This window comes from Plantactinospora soyae (genome assembly GCF_014874095.1).
GTDB lineage: Bacteria > Actinomycetota > Actinomycetes > Mycobacteriales > Micromonosporaceae > Plantactinospora > Plantactinospora soyae.
In genome coordinates, this window is sequence record NZ_JADBEB010000001.1 from 5,812,891 (window position 1) to 5,831,780 (window position 18,890).

13 protein-coding genes and 1 pseudogene are annotated in these 18,890 nt (G+C 71.1%); 9 read left to right on the forward strand and 5 right to left on the reverse strand.

The window, feature by feature from the left end; translation table 11 throughout:
* The first annotated feature begins 19 nt into the window (after nucleotides 1-19).
* Nucleotides 20-1,522 carry an MFS transporter gene (locus H4W31_RS25375; RefSeq protein WP_192768945.1) on the forward strand — a complete coding sequence of 501 codons (1,503 nt, stop codon included), beginning with the start codon at nucleotides 20-22 and terminating at the stop codon, nucleotides 1,520-1,522.
* A gap of 151 nt (nucleotides 1,523-1,673) precedes the next feature.
* On the opposite strand, the gene H4W31_RS25380 is transcribed toward H4W31_RS25375, so the two are convergent.
* From H4W31_RS25380 to H4W31_RS25390, 3 genes are all read right to left on the reverse strand, one after another.
* Nucleotides 1,674-2,765 carry a methyltransferase gene (locus H4W31_RS25380; protein WP_192768946.1) on the reverse strand — a complete coding sequence of 364 codons (1,092 nt, stop codon included), beginning with the start codon at nucleotides 2,763-2,765 and terminating at the stop codon, nucleotides 1,674-1,676.
* 287 nt (nucleotides 2,766-3,052) lie between these two features.
* Nucleotides 3,053-4,810 (reverse strand): cellulose-binding domain-containing protein, encoded by a 1,758-nt coding sequence (locus H4W31_RS25385; protein WP_192768947.1) that lies wholly within the window; start codon nucleotides 4,808-4,810, stop codon nucleotides 3,053-3,055.
* Between the two features lie 280 nt (nucleotides 4,811-5,090).
* On the reverse strand, nucleotides 5,091-5,690 hold the full coding sequence (locus H4W31_RS25390; RefSeq protein ID WP_192768948.1) for a GNAT family N-acetyltransferase: 600 nt from the start codon (nucleotides 5,688-5,690) through the stop codon (nucleotides 5,091-5,093).
* A 502-nt stretch (nucleotides 5,691-6,192) separates the two neighbouring features.
* Between H4W31_RS25390 and H4W31_RS25395 the strand changes: the two genes are divergently transcribed.
* Nucleotides 6,193-6,600: a YciI family protein gene (locus H4W31_RS25395; RefSeq protein ID WP_192768949.1), complete on the forward strand. Its 408-nt coding sequence runs from the start codon at nucleotides 6,193-6,195 to the stop codon at nucleotides 6,598-6,600.
* A gap of 8 nt (nucleotides 6,601-6,608) precedes the next feature.
* Nucleotides 6,609-7,742 (forward strand): annotated as a pseudogene (locus tag H4W31_RS25400) (RNA polymerase sigma factor); the annotation flags it as partial.
* Between the two features lie 5 nt (nucleotides 7,743-7,747).
* On the opposite strand, the gene H4W31_RS25405 reads toward H4W31_RS25400, so the two are convergent.
* Nucleotides 7,748-8,773 carry an ArsR/SmtB family transcription factor gene (locus H4W31_RS25405; RefSeq protein ID WP_318783395.1) on the reverse strand — a complete coding sequence of 342 codons (1,026 nt, stop codon included), beginning with the start codon at nucleotides 8,771-8,773 and terminating at the stop codon, nucleotides 7,748-7,750.
* A gap of 102 nt (nucleotides 8,774-8,875) precedes the next feature.
* On the opposite strand from H4W31_RS25405, the gene H4W31_RS25410 reads away from it, so the two are divergent.
* The 4 genes from H4W31_RS25410 (at nucleotide 8,876) to H4W31_RS25425 (ending at nucleotide 13,060) form a co-directional block, all read left to right on the forward strand.
* Nucleotides 8,876-9,457 (forward strand): dihydrofolate reductase family protein, encoded by a 582-nt coding sequence (locus tag H4W31_RS25410; RefSeq protein ID WP_192768952.1) that lies wholly within the window; start codon nucleotides 8,876-8,878, stop codon nucleotides 9,455-9,457.
* A gap of 1 nt (nucleotide 9,458) precedes the next feature.
* Complete coding sequence (locus H4W31_RS25415; RefSeq protein WP_192768953.1) at nucleotides 9,459-10,550, forward strand: questin oxidase family protein; 1,092 nt, start codon at nucleotides 9,459-9,461, stop codon at nucleotides 10,548-10,550.
* A gap of 266 nt (nucleotides 10,551-10,816) precedes the next feature.
* Complete coding sequence (locus tag H4W31_RS25420; RefSeq protein ID WP_318783396.1) at nucleotides 10,817-12,409, forward strand: alkaline phosphatase D family protein; 1,593 nt, start codon at nucleotides 10,817-10,819, stop codon at nucleotides 12,407-12,409.
* A 75-nt stretch (nucleotides 12,410-12,484) separates the two neighbouring features.
* Nucleotides 12,485-13,060, forward strand: coding sequence for a hypothetical protein (locus H4W31_RS25425; protein WP_192768955.1), 576 nt, complete (start codon nucleotides 12,485-12,487; stop codon nucleotides 13,058-13,060).
* A 98-nt stretch (nucleotides 13,061-13,158) separates the two neighbouring features.
* On the opposite strand, the gene H4W31_RS25430 is transcribed toward H4W31_RS25425, so the two are convergent.
* Entirely contained in the window at nucleotides 13,159-13,980 is an 822-nt protein-coding gene (locus H4W31_RS25430) for an alpha/beta fold hydrolase (RefSeq protein WP_192768956.1), read from the reverse strand.
* A 463-nt stretch (nucleotides 13,981-14,443) separates the two neighbouring features.
* Here H4W31_RS25430 and rph point away from each other — a divergent pair, with 463 nt between their 5' ends.
* Together rph and zwf are read left to right on the forward strand one after the other, a co-directional pair.
* Nucleotides 14,444-17,041 carry a rifamycin-inactivating phosphotransferase gene (gene rph, locus H4W31_RS25435; RefSeq protein ID WP_192768957.1) on the forward strand — a complete coding sequence of 866 codons (2,598 nt, stop codon included), beginning with the start codon at nucleotides 14,444-14,446 and terminating at the stop codon, nucleotides 17,039-17,041.
* A gap of 341 nt (nucleotides 17,042-17,382) precedes the next feature.
* Entirely contained in the window at nucleotides 17,383-18,885 is a 1,503-nt protein-coding gene (gene zwf, locus H4W31_RS25440; protein ID WP_192768958.1) for a glucose-6-phosphate dehydrogenase, read from the forward strand.
* Nucleotides 18,886-18,890 lie beyond the last annotated feature (5 nt).

Below are 18,890 nucleotides of genomic sequence, written 5' to 3' on the forward strand. Positions count from 1 at the left end.
TCGGGCACCGTTCCGAGTCATGCGCAAATGGTTACCCCTGCTCGCCGTCTCGTTGAGCACATTCATGCTGCTGGTCGACCTCACGATCGTCAGCATCGCGGCACCGGACCTGGTCCGGGAACTGCACTCGTCGTTCGCCGCGCTGCAATGGACCGTCGATCTCTACGTGCTGGTACTGGCCGCCCTCCTGATGGCTGCCGGCTCGCTGTCCGACCGGCTCGGCCAGCGGCGTGTCTTCATCACCGGCCTGGTCGTCTTCGCGGTCGCCTCACTCGCCTGCGGGCTGGCGCCCAACACCGGCGTACTCATCGCCGCCCGGGGTGTGCAGGGCCTCGGCGCCGCGGCGATGTACGCCACCAACGCCGCACTGCTCGGCGTCACCTACAGCGGCCGGGATCGCTCGCTGGCGTTCGGCGTCTGGGGCGCCGCCAACGGCGCGGCGGCCGCGGCCGGGCCGATCCTCGGCGGGGTGCTGACCGAGCACGTCGGCTGGAGATCGATCTTCCTGGTCAACCTGCCGGTCGCCGTGGCGGCCGTGGTGCTCGCCCGAATGGCCCTGCCCGCCGGTCGAGGCACGGCCGCCGGGCGCGTCGACGTACCCGGCGTGGCGAGCTTCACCGTCGCCGTGACGCTGGTGGTCTACGGCCTCATCCGGGCCGGCGACGCGGGCTGGGGCGACCCGGTCACGATCGGTGCGCTGGCCGCCGGTGCGGTGGCGGCCACGCTGTTCCTCCTGCTGGAGCGGGGCCGGGCCAACCCCATGCTGGACCTGGCGCTGTTCCGGCGGCCGGCTTTCTCCGTGCTGATGCTCGGTGCGGCGGCGCTGACCGCGGCCGCCTTCGCCAACCTGGTGTTCGTCTCGATATGGGCGCAGTCGGTGCTCGGCCTCGGCGCGATGACCGCCGGCCTGGTGCTGGCACCGATGGCCGTCGTCGCGTTCGTGGTCGCCGGCGTCGGCGGCCGGCTGCTGCACGCCGTCCACCCCCGGTACAGCATCGGGTGGGGTCTGCTGCTTGTCGCCGTCGGTACCGCGCTGTGCATGCTGGTCGGCCCGGACTCCGGCTGGGGCGCGCTGGTGCCCGGACTCTGCGTGACCGGCCTTGGTGTGGGCCTGAGCACGCCGGTGCTGGCCTCCGCCGTGCTGGCCGTGGTGCCGACCGAACGCACCGGTATGGCCAACGGCGCGTCGAACACCTTCCGGCAGCTCGGCTACGCCCTGGCCGTACCCGTCTTCGCCACCATGGTGGCCGGCCAGGCCGGACACGTCCTGGCCGGAGTCGGTGCCGTTGCCGCGCCCGAGGCGGCGGCCAAGCAGCTCACCGGCGGCGGGTACGCCGAGTTGCTCGGGCAGGCGCCCGCCGCGCTGCTGCGCACCGGCTACGCCGCGGGTCTCGACCGGATCTTCCTGGTCAGCGCCATCCTGGCCGCCGTCGCCGGGGCCGCGGTTCTGATGCTGCTGCGCCCGCCGGTCCACCCGCAGGCGGCGGACGAGCCCGCCACCGCCGGGGCGGGCCGCGCCTGATCCGGTACGCACACGCCCGCGAGACCCGAGCCGTCGACCCGTACGGGCAGGTCGTCGACGTGCTCGTTCCGCCCGGAAGCGCCACCGCAGCAGCCCGGCGGTTCTTCGAAACGCACGCGGTGCGGAAGGATCCACCGGGCGTGCTGCCCAGTCAGCGGCTGGCGGCGCCCGGCTCGGCGGGCTCGGCGACGATGAGCCCGGCCGGCGGCGGCAGCGGCTGGTGGCTGACGAACCGCCAGCCGCTGGCGGCCAGCCAGTCCGCGACCTCGTCCGGCCGATACGTGTCGCCGCCACTGATCATCAGGAACTCCCCGGCGGCGAACCGGGCCGATGGATGGGGCGTCGGACCGTCCCGCCACCAGTCGACCAGCAGCAGCCGGCCGTCCGGCGGGGCGACCTCGCGCAGCCGGGTCAGCAGGGCGATGTTGTGTTCCGGCGAGAACAGGTGCAGAAAGTTGGCCACCACGATCGCGTCGTGGCCGTTCGGCAGCGGATCGGTGAAGACGTCGGCGCCGCGCACGTCGAGCCGCTGGGCGAACTCGCTGGACGAGATGTCCGGGCCGACCATCGAGGCCACCTCGGGCAGCTCCAGCAGGGTGCCGGTCAGCCGGGGGTGGTCGCGCAGGATCGGCCGGGTGAAGGTGCCGATCCCGCCCCCCACGTCGAGCAGCCGGCGGTGCCGGCTGAAGTCGTACGTCCGGGCGAGGTCGGCCGCGGTCTCGGCGGTGACCGCCGCGACCGCCGACTCGTACGCCTGGGTCTGTTCGGGGGACAGTTCGCCGCGTACGGCCTGGCGGGTGCGGAATGCCGTGCCCGCCCGGCCCCAACTGGCGTAGCTCACCGTGTCCCAGTAGCGCAGGATCGGGCGCAGGTCGAGTGGGCCCCGACCGCTGAGGAAGGCCTCGGTGTCGGGAGCGTTGCGGTAGCGGTCGCCGTCGCGCTCGAGCAGACCGGCGGCCGCGAGCAGGTAGGACAGGGTCGACGCGCTGCGCTCCGGGAGCTGGCAGCGCTCGGCGATCGTCTGCGGCGTCGCGCCCTCCGGCGGGATGGCGGCGAACAGGTCCACCTCGGTGGCGACGAACAACAGCTTCGACAGCATGAAGCCGGCCGCGGCCTCGGTGATCCGGGCCGGTGTCGGCCCGCCGGCCGGTGCTGGCCCCGGCCCGTCGTCAGGGGCGGGTCCGGCGTCCGCCGACGGCTGTCCAGGTACGGCAAACACTCGGGGTACGGGTCGCTCGGTCATCGAACCTCCGCCGATCCACTGTCGCCATCCGCGTCGATGTGATCGTACGTCCACGGGTGGTGCCAGGCGGTCCTGTGCCGAATGTATCCACAGTGCACTGCGGCGGCGGGCGGGGTGCCGGGCGATGTCACCGGGTCAGTGACTCGACAGGGGCATGACACTAGTGTCCTAGGATGCTCTACGGGGTGTGTCCGCGCTCATCCGCGCCGGGCCGGACGAGTGGCCGTACGCGGCGGAGGGCCCGCGGCGCAGACATCGCCGCGGGCCCTCCTGTCAGCAGGGGTCGATCAGTTCGGCGCGTGAATGTGGTCGGCGGCGTAGTCCCTCGTCGCACCCCGGACGTAGAGCTGCGTCGAGGAGTTGCCCGAGAAGTACTGCTGGATCGAGCCGCTGAACGGGGTGGTGGCGGCGTTGCGGCCGTACGCGTCGGTGTAGACCGTGGTCGGGCCGCTGTTCCGGACCGAGAAGGTGCCCGGCCGGAACTCCCGCAGGGTGCCCTTGAACGGCGATCGCGGATCGTCCCAGGCGACCTGCTGCCCGGTCTGCTGGGTGATCCGGCGGACCGGGTCGCAGTAGCTGCCACCGGCGAGTTCCGTGTAGCACAGGTCCACGATCCGGCCCAGCCGGTCGGGCTTGGTCGGGTCGTAGTAGCGCGACGGGTTGACCACGTAGAACAGTGGCGCGAGCCGGAAGTTCAGCCCGGAACCCGTCACCTGGACGTCGGAGAACCAGAAGTCGTCCATGTCGGAGACGGTGAACGGCACCGGGTTGGGGTAGAGCGGGTCGTTGTGGGTACGGCCTTCCCGGATCGCCTGCACGCAACCCGGCTCGGTGATCAGCCGGCCCAGCGACCGGGTCTCCGAGGGTGAGTCCGCCGGCACCGCAGGCCCGACGTTGATGAACTGGCCGCCGAAGCCCGGGCACTCGCTGGGGCTGAAGCCCCCGGCCCGGCCGAGCGGGATCATCATGCTGAACCTGGCCTCGGTAACCGCCCCGCCGCTGCTCTGCTGGCACCGGCTGTTGTAGATCAGCTCGTGGTTGTTGTTGGTGAAGGCGTCCTTGGAGTGGGTGCCCTGGTGGAACTTGAGCAGTACGTCGCAGGTCGCGATCGTGGTGCCCTGCGGCGGGAAGAAGCTGCTGCCGTTGTCACCCTGGATGACGTTGACGTTGTTGACCGTCAGCACCTTGTGCCCGACGTGGTCCTCGTGCCGCTGACTGCTCTCGGGGAGGGTCGCCGCCATCACCTCGCTGGTGTAGCCGAAGGCCGGCCACCCGGCGGTGGAGAACAGGTCCGAGGGACGCGGGTCGTCACCGTGCTCGTGCCCGAAGCTGCACCCGCTCGGGTCCCGGGCCGGGTGCCAGGTGGGGTAGACCTTGCCGTCGGGTCCGTAGGCCCAGTAGCGGGCGTGGACGTCCACCAGGCACTCGCCGCTGCGCGGCAGGTAGTCACTTCCGTTGCGGATCCTGTCGTACGCCCGGCTCGTCGACGCCGTCGCCGGTGGCAGCCCCTGTCCCCAGGTCGGGTTACCCGGGGGGCTGCTGGTCGGCGGGTTGCCCGGCGGTGTGGTCGGGTTGCCCGGCGGCGTGGTCGGGTTGCCCGGTGGGGTCGGACTGCCGGTCGACGGCGCGCCGGTGCAGGCCGTGCCGTTCATGGCGAAGCTGGCCGGCACCGGGTTGCTGCCGGTCCAGGACCCGTTGAAGCCGAACGAGACGGTCGCCCGGGTGGCGAGGCTTCCGTTGTAGCTGGCGTTGCGGGCGGTGACCTGGCTGCCGCTCTGCGAGACGGTCGAGCTCCAGGCCTGGCTCACCTGCTGCCCGCCGCCGAAGGACCAGATCAGCGTCCATGAGCTGACCGGATCTCCGAGATTGGTCAGCGTCACGTTCCCGGTGAAGCCGCCCTGCCACTGGGAGGCGATCGAGTAGGTGACGCCGCAACCGGTGGCGGCGTGTGCGGGGGTGAGTGAGACGACCATGCCGCCGGTGACGGCGAGCACGGTGACCCCGGCGGCCGACAACAGCCGCGATCGGTATCGATCGATATGCATGGATTCCTCCAGGCGGAGTCGGTGGGTTACTCCGGCGGAGCTGCGTGATCCTGCCAGGTCGCGCGCGGTGTGCCCGGGCGAGTGACGTGCCGCCACCCACGGGCGGGATCGCGTCAAGGTTGCCCTCCGCCTCGACGTCCAGCTCTGTCATCGATAAGTATCGATTAAACGGGCTCGCGTGACAACCACACTTTGTAGTCGGGTGGCCCGGTATTCCGCCACGCCCTGTCACCGCATCTCCCGCTGGACGTCCCGCCCCTCCGGCGTGGGACTGTACGGCTCAGTAGAGGACGCGGTGATAGGTGCGTATGACGTCCCCGTCGGGGGTGAATCGCTGCGCTCCGGCTTCCCATCCCAACCGCTCGTAGAATCCGGCCGCTCCCAACGGCCCGATCGAGGTCTGCAACTCGACCCACGTCGCGCCGGCGGCCCGGACGTACTCGACGAAATGCGCCACCAGCCGCTCACCGACTCCGCTCTTGCGCCACTCCGGTTGCACCGCCAGCGCGGTCATGACGGCCACCTGGGCAGAGGTGATCGACCGGGTCTGTCCCGGCTCTGTCTGGAGGTGGAGCAACCGGCGTGTCCACGGACGGATCCGCGATCGCAGCAGGCGGGCAGCCACCCGTGGCCGGACACACAGCGCGGCAAACCCGGTGACCGCGAGGGACGCCACCGTACGCCGGTCCGCCATCAGCGCGGTGGCGTACGCGGCCTGGTCGCTGGTGCCCACCAGGAAGCCGACGAGCTCCTCCGGTGCGGCCGTCGGGTCGACGACGACAAAGCCGATGCCGTGCCGCGAGTCGAGGAAGGTGCGCTGCCAGCGGCGGACAAAACGGGCACCGAGCGATGGGAACAGCCCAAACGGTAGGAGAACCACGTGGGCCCGGGACATCGCGGGGAGGTCTTCGTCCGTCGCGCGCCGGAGCACGAATCGGCCGGGGTCCGGGTCGGTCGTCGTAGAGCCGGGGTGTGGCCGTGCTGGCGTGGCGCTGGTATGGGATCCGCTCTTGATGCTGGGGATGAAGCGCATAACCTCGACACCCTCGATGTCAGGGCGGAAGGTCGCCCCCGCCGCAGGTCACCCTCGCCTTGCTGGTACGGCGCTCCGGTCCTGGGTCCCGTCAGGGCACTCGGGTACCCCTGCCACCGCCTGCCCCGGCGGTTCACGCCGGCACCACCGACGCGTACCCGTGCGCCCTGGTCTTATGCATGCGGCCGGACGGCTGGCCGAGCGGCCCGGCCCCCACGGGACGGCTCACCAGGAGCATCCACGAGCCGCCAAAGAAATTCCGACGGCGATGTCGAGAACCCGGGGCCGGCTCCGTCCCCGCCGTGGAACGTGACCAGAATGGGTCGCACCAGCACCGAGGAGAAACACGATGGCCAAGTACCTGCTGCTCAAGCACTACCGCGGCGCCCCGGCAGCGGTCAACGACGTGCCGATGGACCGCTGGACGCCGGAGGAGGTCTCGGCGCACGTGCGGTACATGCACGACTTCGCGGTCCGGCTCGAGGGGAGCGGCGAGTTCGTCGACGGCCAGGCACTCGCCCCCGAGGGAACGTTCGTCCGGTACGACGGTGAGGGGCGCCCGCCGGTCACCGACGGCCCGTTCGCCGAGACCAAGGACCTCATCGCCGGCTGGATGGTGATCGACGTCGACAGCTACGAGCGCGCCGTCGAGCTGGCCGGGGAGCTGTCGGCCGCTCCCGGGGCGGGCGGGAAGCCGATCCACGAGTGGCTCGAGCTGCGCCCGTTCCTGACCGAGCCGCCCACCGTCACGGAGTGATCCGTTAGATGAACGAGGCACTGCTCCGGAGCCTTACGCCGGGCGTGCTCGGCATCCTCGTCCGTCGCGGAGCCGACTTCGCGGCGGCCGAGGATGCCGTTCAGGACGCGCTGGTCGAGGCGGTCCGGGTCTGGCCGGCCGACCCGCCGCGCGACCCGAAGGGCTGGCTGATCACCGTCGCCTGGCGCCGGTTCCTCGACGCGACCCGGGCGGACGTCGCCCGCCGCCGACGGGAGGACCTCCTCGACGAGGAGCCGGCGCCCGGGCCCGCGCCCGTGGCGGACGACACGCTCCAGCTCTACTTCCTGTGCGCCCACCCGTCGCTGACCCCGTCGTCCGCGGTCGCGCTCACGCTGCGCGCCGTCGGCGGGCTGACCACCCGCCAGATCGCCCAGGCCTACCTGGTGCCCGAGGCGACCATGGCGCAGCGGATCAGCCGGGCCAAGCGCACCGTCTCCGGCGTGCGGTTCGATCAGCCCGGCGATGTCGCCACCGTGTTGCGCGTCCTCTACCTGGTCTTCAACGAGGGCTACTCCGGCGACGTCGACCTCCTCGCCGAGGCGATCCGGCTCACCCGGCAGCTCGCGGCCGCGATCGACCACCCCGAGGTGGCGGGGCTGCTCGCCCTGATGCTGCTTCACCGTGCCCGCCGGGCCAGCCGGACCAGGCCCGACGGCAGCCTGGTGCCGCTCGCCGAGCAGGACCGGGGCCGGTGGGACACCGAGTCGATCGCCGAGGGCGTCGAGATCCTCCAGGCGGCCCTCGCCCGCGACCGGCTGGGCGAGTTCCAGGCCCAGGCCGCCATCGCGGCACTCCACGCCGACGCGCCCACCGCCGAGGAGACCGACTGGGTGCAGATCGTCGAGTGGTACGACGAACTCGCGCGCCTGACCGACAGCCCGGTCGTTCGGCTCAACCGTGCGGTGGCCGTCGGAGAGGCCGACGGACCGCGCGCCGGGCTGGCGGCGCTCGCGGCGCTGGACGACTCACTGCCCCGGCACACCGCGGTGGCGGCGTACCTCCACGAGCGCGACGGCGACCTGGCGACGGCGGCACGGCTGTACGTCGAGGCGGCCCGGAAGGCGACCAACCTCGCCGAGTGCGAACACCTGACGCGTCAGGCCGCCCGGCTCAACACACCTGCAGCTCAGGCATCGGGCTGTCGGCCTGCCCCGCTGAGCAGCCGGTCGCCGAGTTCGCTGCGGGAGTAGAGCACCTGCCGGCCCGCCCGGCGTGAGCTGAGCAGTCCGGCGGCGCGCAGCGCCTGGAGGTGCACGCTCAGCGTCGGCGCGGAGAGCGCCATCTGGGTGGCGGCCTGGCTGGTCGACATCGGCAGGTCGAGCTGGGCCAGCAGGGCGGCGCGGGTCTGCCCGAGCACGCCGGCCAGCGCCGAGCCGGCCTGTTCGGGGTGTTCCTCCCAGAGCCGGCCGAGGCCGCGCGGCGAGTAGGAGACGCTGGGGGACTCCGGCTGCGCGGTCCGGACCAGGACGTCCGGCCAGGCGAAGGCGCACGGTACGAGGAGCAGACCGCGCCCGGCGCAGTCGGCGTGGCCCTCGTAGTACTTGACGATCGTCAGCGTCTGGCCGGCGAACGTGACCGACGGGTGCAGGTTGCTCATCATCCGGTCGACGCCGCCGTCGGCCAGGGCGTCGAGTCGGTAGGCGATGTCGTCGTGAAGTAGCGCGTCGATCCGCGGCCAGTCCGGGGCGATCGCGACCCGGTGGTATGCCTCGAGCGCCTCGGTGACCGGGCCGATGCCCGCGTCGGGCCGGCCGACCAACGCCTGGAGCAGGGCTCGCCGCGCTTCGCGGCCGGGCCCCTGCTGGGCGACCCGGTGTGCCGCCAGGTGCGCCAACTCCCGCGCCACGGTCTCCGGATCGGCGTCGGCGACCTGGCCGAGCGCGTCCGAAAAGGTCGAGGACCGGCGACCCGGCGGCGGCACCAGGAAGTCGGGGACATAGCCCTCCGGACGCACCAGCGCCCGCAGCAGGTCGAGGTCGCGCTCGCGCAGCTGGCCCGCGCGCTCGGCGAACCGGTCGATCCAGGGACGGTGCAGGTGAGGTCCCCGCCCGCCGGCGGCCAGCGCCCGCAGGCTGGTCACGGTCTCGGTCAGCGGCGAGGCGGCGAAGCGTACCCGGGTCAGGTCGGCCGCCGTGAAGTGCAGGTGGATCACGCGGCCGCCCTTCCGATTAGGGCTGAGCCTAATCGTGGCGACGGATGTGGCGCCACCGGAGACTGATGACATCACCCCAGCCCCACGGATTGGACATCGAAGATGCGCACGCTGATCTACACCGCCTTTGTCTCGTTGGACGGCGTCGTCGACTCTCCCGGCGGCGGTACCCCCGTCGAGCCCCACCGCAGTGGCGGCTGGACCTACCGGGACATCGACTTCCTGCCCGAGGCGTACGAGATCAAGGGCCGGGAGACCGAGGAGGCCGCCGCCCTGATGTTCGGCCGGACCAGCTACCAGGTGTTCTCGCCGTCGTGGCCGGACATCGAGGAGTTCGCCGCCCTCAAGGACCTGCCGAAGTACGTCGTCTCGACCACCCTCGGCCAGGACGCCCTCGTCGACAACTGGGGCGACATCACGATCCTGCGCTCCCTCGAGGATGTCGCGGAGGCGAAGGAGACCGACGGTGGCCCGATCATCATCCACGGCAGTGCCACCCTCGCCCGCAACCTCGGCGACGCCGGGCTGATCGACCGCTACCACCTGCTGGTCTTCCCGGTGCTGCTCGGAGCCGGCAAGCGGATGTTCAGCGACACCGACAAGGCCAAGCAGATGCTCAGGGTCGTCGAGTCCGAGACGTACGCCAACGGCATCACCAAGCTCGTCTACGACGTGGTCCGCTGAGATGGCCGTCATGACCTGCGGATCGATGGTGGAGGCCCTGCCCGCGGCGTACGAGCGGCTGCACGCGTACGGGCCCGAGTTCGGCGGCGACGAGGAGGGCAACCACGGGATGACCAACCACGGGCCGATGGCGGTGGAGGTGATGGTCCGGCGGGGGCTCGACATCGACGTCGACGGCTGGCTCGACCGCTACGTACGCCGGCTGGCGGGGCTGCCCGGGACGAGCCGGGCGATCCAGCCCGACGACTGGGGTGCGGCGCTGGGCCAGGCGCGACGGCTGCCCGACTGGGCGGCCTACTTCCGGCACGAGCTGACCGGGCGACCGTGGTCCGAGGTGCTCGGCCAGTGGTGGCCACGGCTGCTGCCGGGGATCGTGGCCGGCTCGACCCACGGCGTGATCCGGGTCGGTCACGCGGTGCGTACGCTTCGCGGCACCGCCGGTGCCCCGGCCCGGCAGACCCTCGACGAACTGGCCCACGGGCTGGCGTTCTGGGCGGCGCGCTACCGCAGGCTCGCCGGGACGGTCGCGCCGGCGGGCACCCGCACACCGGGACAGGTCCTGTCGGCCGTCACCCGGATCGAGGACCAGAGCGGCTTCATCGCCCACCGACTCGACCGGCTCGAACGCAGCCCTGGCTGGACCGCGAACCTACGGGCGCTGGAACCCGTCGCGTCGGCCGAGGAGGTCCCGGCGCGGCTGGAGTCGCTCGTGGACAGTGCCGCCAGGGCCTACCTCGGGCTCGGCCACGGCTCGCCGGTCCTGCTGGTGCACGCCGCCACCGCGCCCAACGCCGTGCGGCACGTGCTTCCGGTCCTGCCGACCGAGCAGTGGCTGCCGAGCTTCGCGGCGGCCTGGGCGGCCGTGGTGGCGGTCGTCGCGACGTACGCCCCGCCCCGGCCGGCCCCGTGCGCGGAGATCGTCCGGCGCCATCCGGAGCTGACCCGCGAGGACGCGCTCCAGCGAGCGGCCGAGCACGGCGACGAGCACGTCCTCAAGTTCGCCGACACGGCCGTCGAGTCGTACGACCGCACCGGCGACCCCGAGCTGCTCGCCGCGACCCGGTACGTCGGCGAACTGATCGACCGTCCCTGACGCCGAGCCGGCCGACCGTGTTGGGAACGACGTCGTGGAAGACCAGCAGTCCCCCCCGGCGAGCGGCAGTTGCCGGCCGTCCGGCTGGGGCCAGCGCGGGATTCTGGTGGCTGGTCGGGGCGGGCGGGTGACCGAATCACGGCCGCGCGGGGAGTGGGCCGGAAGTGTGGTGGATTGCCGGTGCGTGTCCCGTGGCAATTCGCGGTCAACGGAGATTCCGGTCCACATTGTCGTGCCGGTCGGATCGGACTGCCACACTCCACGCCGTGGATTTTCTGCTGAACCGTCGACAGGTGTTGACCGGGGCGGGCACGGCCGCCGGCGCGGCCGTGCTCGCGGTGGCCGGGGACCGGGCGGTGCCCGCGCGCGCCGTCGACACCGCGGCACCGTTCCTGTTGGGTGTGGCCAGCGGTGACCCGCTGCCGGACGGTGTGGTCCTCTGGACCCGGCTGGTCGGGGACCGCTCCGCGCCCTGGTCCGGCCGCCCGGTACAGGTCGGCTGGCAGGTCGCCCGGGATGAGCGGTTCCGCCGGGTGGAGCGTTCCGGTGTCGCGGTGGCCGACCCGCGGCTCGGCCACTCCGTGCACGTGGACGTGCGGGGGCTGGAGCCGGGGCGGGAATACTTCTATCGGTTCCGCGTGTCCGGGCAGGTCAGCCCGGTCGGTCGGACCCGGACCGCGCCGCATCCGCTGTCCCGGCCGGACCGGTTGCGCTTCGGGGTGGTGAGTTGCCAGGACCTCCAGAACGGCTACTGGCCGGCGTACTGGGCACTGGCCGACGAGGACCTCGATGTGGTGTTCCACCTCGGCGACTACATCTACGAGTACGACCCGGACAGCCGGTTTCCCGACCGGGCCCACGTCGCGCCGCACACCCCTGGCCTCGACCAGTTGCGCACCCTCGACGACTACCGGAGCCGTTACGCCCAGTACAAGAGCGACCCCGCGCTGCGCGCCGCACACGCCGCCGCCGCGTTCGTGGTGACCTGGGACGACCACGAGACCGAGAACAACTACGCCGATCTGGTCGACGAGTTGGACGAGGGCCCCGCCCACCAGAACCAGGGCGAGTTCGCCCGGCAGCGGGCCGTCGCGTACCAGGCGTACTACGAGCACATGCCGATCCGGGCACACCTGCGCCCCGGCAGCGACGGCCTGCGCATCTACCGCCGGTTCGACTTCGGCCGGCTCGCCCGGGTCAACGTGCTCGACACCCGCCAGTACCGCACCGACCAGCCCGGCCCGGGCGATCTGGGCCCGGAGCAGTCGGGCCGCGACAATCTCACCGGTACGCTGACCGGCGACGCCCAGGAGCGGTGGCTGGCACAGGGCCTGGTGCACTCGTACGCCCGGTGGAACGTGATCGCGCAGCAGGTGATGATGAGCCGGGTCCGATTCCCGAACCCGGCCGGGCCGGTGCCGCCGTCCGTGGTCAACCTCGACCAGTGGGACGGCTACATGCCGCAGCGTGACCGGCTGCTGCGGCTGCTGGCCGATGCGCGGGTCGCCAATCCGGTGGTGTTGGCCGGTGACATCCACTCCACCTGGATCAGCGACCTGAAACTCGACTTCGACGACCCGGCGTCGCCGACCGTCGCCACGGAGTTCGTCGGTACGTCGATCAGCTCCGACTTCCCGGCCGCGTTCGACGCGCCGATCAAGCAGGCCAACCCGATCCTGAACCCGCACGTGCGCTACTTCGACGGCCTTGATCGCGGCTACCTGCGTTGCGACGTCCGGCCGGACTCCTGGCGTACGGACGTGCGGGTGGTGGAGACCATCGAGCGGCGCGAGTCGCCGGTGCGGACCTCGGCGTCCTTTCTGGTGGAGAACGGACGGCCCGGCGTCATCCCAGTCTGATGGTGCCACCGCCGCGGATTCCGGCCGGCCGGTCATCGCCGCCGTCCCGGCTCCGATCGCCGGTACGGTGGGTCGATGCGGGGTGCCCGGATCTGGCTACCCGTCGCCGTGCTGTTCCTGCTCGCCAGCGCGGCAGCGGTGGCCGTACCGCTGGTGCGGGGTGGCGGGTCAGCCGGTGCACCAGATCCTCGGCCCACGGCGGCCGTCGAACGGTTCGCCTGCGCCCAGGTGGCGTCCAGCGTCGATGACTACTGCCGGCGCATAGCGGCGGATCTCGGCCGGCGTGCGCCGCTGGCGGACGGCGACCGTGCGGCGGCGCGGCCACTACAGCAGGCGCTGATGGAGGGCTTCGTCCGTGAGCTCGGTGCGGACTGTCCCGGACCGACGGAGCCATGCCTGTTGCCCCAGGCCACGCCACCGGAGGCGGTCCGGGCCACGCCACCGGAGGCGGTCCGGCGGGCGCTGGTCGCCGCCGGTTTTGTCGACCCGGTTGTGCGGGCGGCCCGGATCACCGACCCGGCCCCGTCGGGCGCGGTCCTCTACGCTGCGCGGGCCGGCTACGCCTGTCTGGTCGGCCACGTCCAGCCGGAAATCGCCGCGCCGCCCCGGGTCGTGGGTCGTCTTCCCGATGGTGCCTGCCTGTCGACGTAGCACGCCGGTGCCGGACCGCGCAGGAGAGCCGCCGCCAGCGTCCGGATCGCGCGCCCGTCGTGAGCGCGCACGGTTCCGGGCGATGGCGGCGCGGTGGGTCAGTTTCTCAGGAAGGCGAGCAGGTCGTTGTTGATCTGGTCCTGGAGGGTGGCGGTCATGCCGTGCGGGGCGCCCGGGTAGTAGATCTCCTGGGCATTCGAGATCATCTGCGCGGTCTTGCGCGCCGAGTCCTTGACCGGCACGATCTGGTCGTCCTCGCCGTGCATCACCAGGGTGGGTACGTCGAATTTGGCGAGGTCGTCCCGGAAGTCGGTCTCCGAGAAGGCCTTGATGCTCTCGTAGGCGTTCTTCATGCCGGACTGCATGCTCCAGAGCCAGAATTGGTCGAGGACGCCCTTGGACACCTTCGCCCCGGGCCGGTTCGCCCCGTAGAACATCTGCGCCAGATCCTGGTAGAACTGCGAGCGGTCCTTGAACAGGTTGGCCCGCAGCTCGTCGAAGACCTGCACCGGCAGGCCCTCGGGGTTGTCCGGGGTCTGGACCATGATCGGCGGTACGGCGGAGATGAGCACCGCCTTGGCGACCCGACCGGTCCCGTATCTGCCGATGTACCGGGCGACCTCACCGCCGCCGGTGGAGTGGCCGACCAGCGTGGCTTCGGTGAGATCCAGCGCCTCGATCACGGCGGCCAGGTCGTCGGCGTAGCCGTCCATGTCATTGCCGGCCGAGGCCTGATCCGACCGGCCGTGACCCCGTCGGTCGTGGGCGACGACCCGGAACCCGTTCTGCACCAGGTAGAGCAGTTGACCGTCCCAGGCGTCCGCGCTCAACGGCCACCCGTGCGAGAACGTGACAACCGGGCCCGAGCCCCAGTCCTTGTAGTAGATCCCGGTGCCGTCCTTGGCGGTGATGAAACCCATGACACTCCCCGTGGCGGATTGATCGACATGCTCGGGCTGGCGACGCTCCGGCTGCCCCCTGGAGCCCTCGCGCAGGCATCTCCCACTGACCCGATATTGTCAGTTTGCCCGATTTCGCCGGCAGGTGGAGCGCAATCGGCCCCGAGGGGCCGTGTTCTCCGGAGGAGGACTGGCGCGACGCCTCCGGCGGCAACGACACATCCGGCGGCAACGACAAATCCGGCGACAACGACAAAGGCAGGGAGATCTCTCTCCCTGCCACTTCTAAGGTATAGCCCACCAGGGGGCTTGCGGCAAGGCCCGGGTTGGGGCGCAGAATCGTCGACCGAGGCTACAACCTGCAGAAATGGGGTCACGACGTGCCTGTGTTGTTGTCGACGTACGGGGGACGGGGTGCCGTCGAGCCAGCGATGGGGCTGGCGGCGGGGTCGCGAAGGAGCACGGCCGCCCCGGAGGTGTCGCGATGATCGAGCAGTACGTCCTGGATCTCCAAGAGGTCGACCCGACGCAGATCGCGGTCGTCGGCGGCAAGGGCGCGCACCTGGGCGGGCTGTCGCGGATCGAAGGCGTCCGGGTGCCGGCCGGCTTCTGCGTGACGACGGACGCCTTCCGGCGGATCATGGCGGAAGCGCCGGGGATCGACGATCGGCTCGATCAGCTGTCGCGGCTGAACCCGGACGACCGGGAGGCGATCCACGGGCTCAGCGCGGAGATCCGCCGGACCATCGAAGGGATCGCCATCCCGGGCAATCTCGCGGCGGCGATCACCCATGCGCTCGCCCGGTCCGGCGAGCAGGCCGGCTACGCCGTCCGATCCAGCGCGACGGCGGAGGACCTGCCGACGGCCTCCTTCGCCGGCCAGCAGGACACCTACCTGAACGTCATCGGGCCGGCAGCGATCCTCCAGCACGTCAGCCGGTGCTGGGCCTCGCTGTTCACCGAGCGGGCCGTGACCTACCGCCAGCGCAACGGCATCGACCACCGTACGGTCCAGATGGCCGTGGTCGTGCAGCAGATGGTCTTCCCGGACGCGGCCGGCATCCTGTTCACGGCCGACCCCGTCACCGGCAACCGGAAGGTGTCCACCGTGGACGCCGGCTTCGGCCTCGGCGAGGCCCTGGTCTCCGGCCTGGTGAACCCGGACGTCTTCAAGGTGCGCGACGACGGAATCCTCGCCAAACAGCTCGCCGCCAAACACCTCGCCATCCACGCCCTGCCGGCCGGCGGTACGCAGGAGGTGGCGATCGACCCGCGGCGGCAGGAGCAGCCGGCGTTGACGGACGCGCAGGTCGTACGGCTCGTGCGGCTCGGGCGGCGGATCGAAGCGCACTTCGGCCGCCCGCAGGACATCGAATGGTGCCGGGTCGACGAGGACTTCCAGATCGTCCAGAGCCGGCCGATCACCACGCTGTTCCCCATCCCCGAGACCGGTGACGCGGAGAATCACCTCTACGTCTCCGTCGGCCACCAACAGATGATGACCGACCCCATGAAGCCCCTGGGCATCTCCATGTGGCAGCTGACGGCCATGGCGCCGATGCACGAGGCGGGTGGGCGGCTCTTCGTCGACGCCATCCGGGCCCTGGCCTCGCCGGCCGGCCGCGCCGGCTTCCTGGAGATGGTGGGAAGATCCGATCCGCTGACCCGGGACGCGCTGGAGACCGTACTCGAGCGCGGCGACTTCGTACCGTCGCTTCCGGACGCGGGTCCCGGCAGGCCGCCGACCAGCGGCGCGTCCACCCCGATCGAGACCGACCCGGCCATCGTCACCGAGCTGATCGCGCGCAGCGAGGCGTCCATCGCCGCCCTCCGGCGGGACATCGCGACGTTGACCGGACCGGCGCTGTTCGACTTCCTGCTGGAGGCGTTCCAGGAGCAGAAACGAATCCTCGGTGAGCCGCTGAACTCGCAGGCGATCATGGCGGGGATGGAGGCCACCTGGTGGCTCAACGACCAGTTGCAGGAGTGGCTGGGCGAGAAGAACGCGGCCGACACGCTCACGCTGTCCGCCCCCGACAACGTCACCTCGGAGATGGGACTGGCGCTGCTCGACGTCGCGGACGTGATCCGCCCGCATCCGGAGGTGGTGGCGTTCCTGCGGGGCGTCGCGGACGAGAGCTTCCTGGACGAACTGCCGAAGGTCGCGGGCGGGACCGAGGCGCGCGACGCCATCGAGGCATACCTCGACCAGTACGGCATGCGCTGCGCCGGCGAGATCGACATCACGAGGCCGCGCTGGAGCGAACGCCCCAGCACGCTGGTGCCCCTGATCCTCGACAACGTCCGGAACTTCGAGCCGGGCGCCGCGCAGCGGCGCTTCGCGCAGGGGCGGCAGGAGGCGCAGCGGATGGAACAGGACGTGCTGTCACGCCTGCGGGTCCTGCCGGACGGGGAGCGGAAAGCCGACGAGACCAAGCGGATGATCGATCGGGTCCGGACCTTCATCGGGTACCGGGAGTACCCGAAGTACGGCATCGTCAGCCGCTATTTCGTCTACAAGCAGGCCCTGCTGGCAGAGGCCGAGCGCCTCGTGCGGGCCAACGTGCTCCCGGACAAGGAGGACATCTTCTACCTCACGTTCCAGGAACTGCACGACGTCGTGCGCGCGAACCAGGTGGATGACCGGCTCGTCCAGCGGCGCAGGGAAGCGTTCCGGTCGTACCACGGGCTCACGGTGCCCCGGGTGCTCACCTCGGATGGCGAGGCCCTCACCGGGGCGTACCGGCGCGACGACGTGCCGGCCGGTGCCCTGATCGGCCTACCAGTCTCCGCCGGGACCGTCGAGGGGAGGGCGCGGGTCATCCTCGACATGGCGGAGGCCGATCTCGAGGCGGGCGACATCCTGGTCACGGCCTACACCGACCCCAGTTGGTCGCCCCTGTTCGTCGCGATCGCGGGCCTGGTGACGGAGGTGGGAGGCCTGATGACCCATGGCGCGGTGATCGCCCGGGAGTACGGCCTGCCGGCCGTCGTGAGCGTGCAGCAGGCCACCCGGCTGATCCGGGACGGTCAGCGGATCCGCGTACACGGAACCGACGGGTACGTCGAGATCCTGTCCTGACCGACCAGACAGGGAAGGCCCGTCGACGCGTACGGCGAGGGGTCGAATGTCGTGGAAGGTGAGCTCCGACACTGGCGGTAGGGGCTCTGCCGTCGCCACGGTGAGCCGAATGCCACCCTGCCAGCGTATTCCCGGTGCCGGACCGACCCCTGTCCGGCCGGCACCGGGAAGAGGCTGGCAAGCTTGCTGTGTGGGGGACGGCGGAAGTGGTACGACTGGCATCGCCCCTACGCCGGTGACCGTCGCCACAGCCGTCGACGGCGTGTTCGGCAGCGCCTCTCAGCGATACTCAGACACTCGCGTGGGTCGATCGGCACCGCGCGATTGGAGGACCCAGGACCATGGACAGCGCCCCTCAGATCACGTCTGAGCGCAACGCCCCACCAGCCACCTTGGTGATCTTCGGCGCGTCGGGTGACCTCACCCGCCGCAAGCTGATCCCCGCGGTGGCCAGCCTCGCCCGCCACCACCGGCTGCCCCGCGAGTTCGCGCTGGTCGGGGTCGCGCGTACGGCGATGAGCGACGAGCAGTTCGCCGACTCCGCCCTCAACCGCCACGGCCTGCGTGACTATCCGCAACTTGAGGGCGGGATCAGGTACGTGTCCGGTGGTTACGACGATCCGGAGACCTACAAGCGCCTCGCCGAGACGCTCGACCAGCTCGACGCCGAGCGCGGAACCGCGGGCAACCGCCTGTTCTACCTGTCGACTCCCGCCGAGGCGTTCGAGCCGGTCATCAACGGTCTCGCCGGTGCGGGCCTGAACCGCGCCCGGGAGGGCTCGTTCGCCCGACTGGTGATCGAGAAGCCGTACGGTCGCGACCTCGCCACCGCCCGTGAACTGGACGCGATCGTGCACTCCAGCTTCGACGAGCCGCAGGTCTTCCGGATCGACCACTACCTGGGCAAGGACACCGTCCAGAACGTGATCGCGCTGCGCTTCGCCAACTCGATCTTCCAGCCGATCTGGGACCGTAGCTGGGTCGACCACGTACAGATCACCGTTGCGGAGACGCTGGGGGTCGGCACCCGCGGCGGCTTCTACGAGAGCGCCGGGGCGATGCGCGACATCGTGCAGAACCACGTGCTCCAGGTGCTCGCGCTCTCGCTGATGGAGCCACCGGCCTCGTTCGACGCGGAGGGGCTGCGCAACGAGAAGGTCAAGCTGCTCCAGGCGATCCGGCTGCCCACCGACCGGGACATCGCCGACCTGGCCGTTCGTGGCCAGTACACCCGCGGCGGTACCCGCGACGATCTGATGGCCGGCTACCGTGACGAGCCCGGTGTCGACCCGTTGTCGCGGACGGAGACGTACGCGGCGATGCGGCTCAACGTCGACAACTGGCGCTGGGCCGGGGTGCCGTTCTACGTGCGTACCGGTAAGCGGCTGCCGGCGCGGGTCACCGAGGTCGCGTTGCAGTTCCAGCGGCCCCCGCACCTGCCGATCCCGACCGACCAGCTCACCGAGTTGGACGCCGACGCGCTGATCCTGCGTATCCAGCCCAACGAGGGCATCTCGCTGCGCTTCGGCGCGAAGGTGCCCGGCCACTCGTTCCGGGTACGCACGGCGAGTATGGACTTCTCGTACGACAAGACGTTCCGCGAGGAGTCCCCGGAGGCGTACGAGCGGCTGCTGCTCGACGCGCTGCTGGGCGACCCGACGTTGTTCATCCGTACCGACGAGGTCGAGCAGTGCTGGCGGATCGTGGACCCGATCATCGAACACTGGGCCAAGGACTCGTCTCCGATCCCTACGTACGAGGCCGCCTCGTGGGGTCCGACCGACGCCGAGCGCCTGATCGGCCGCAGCGGCCGTAGGTGGCGCAACGATGTGGGCGACTTCTGACCCCG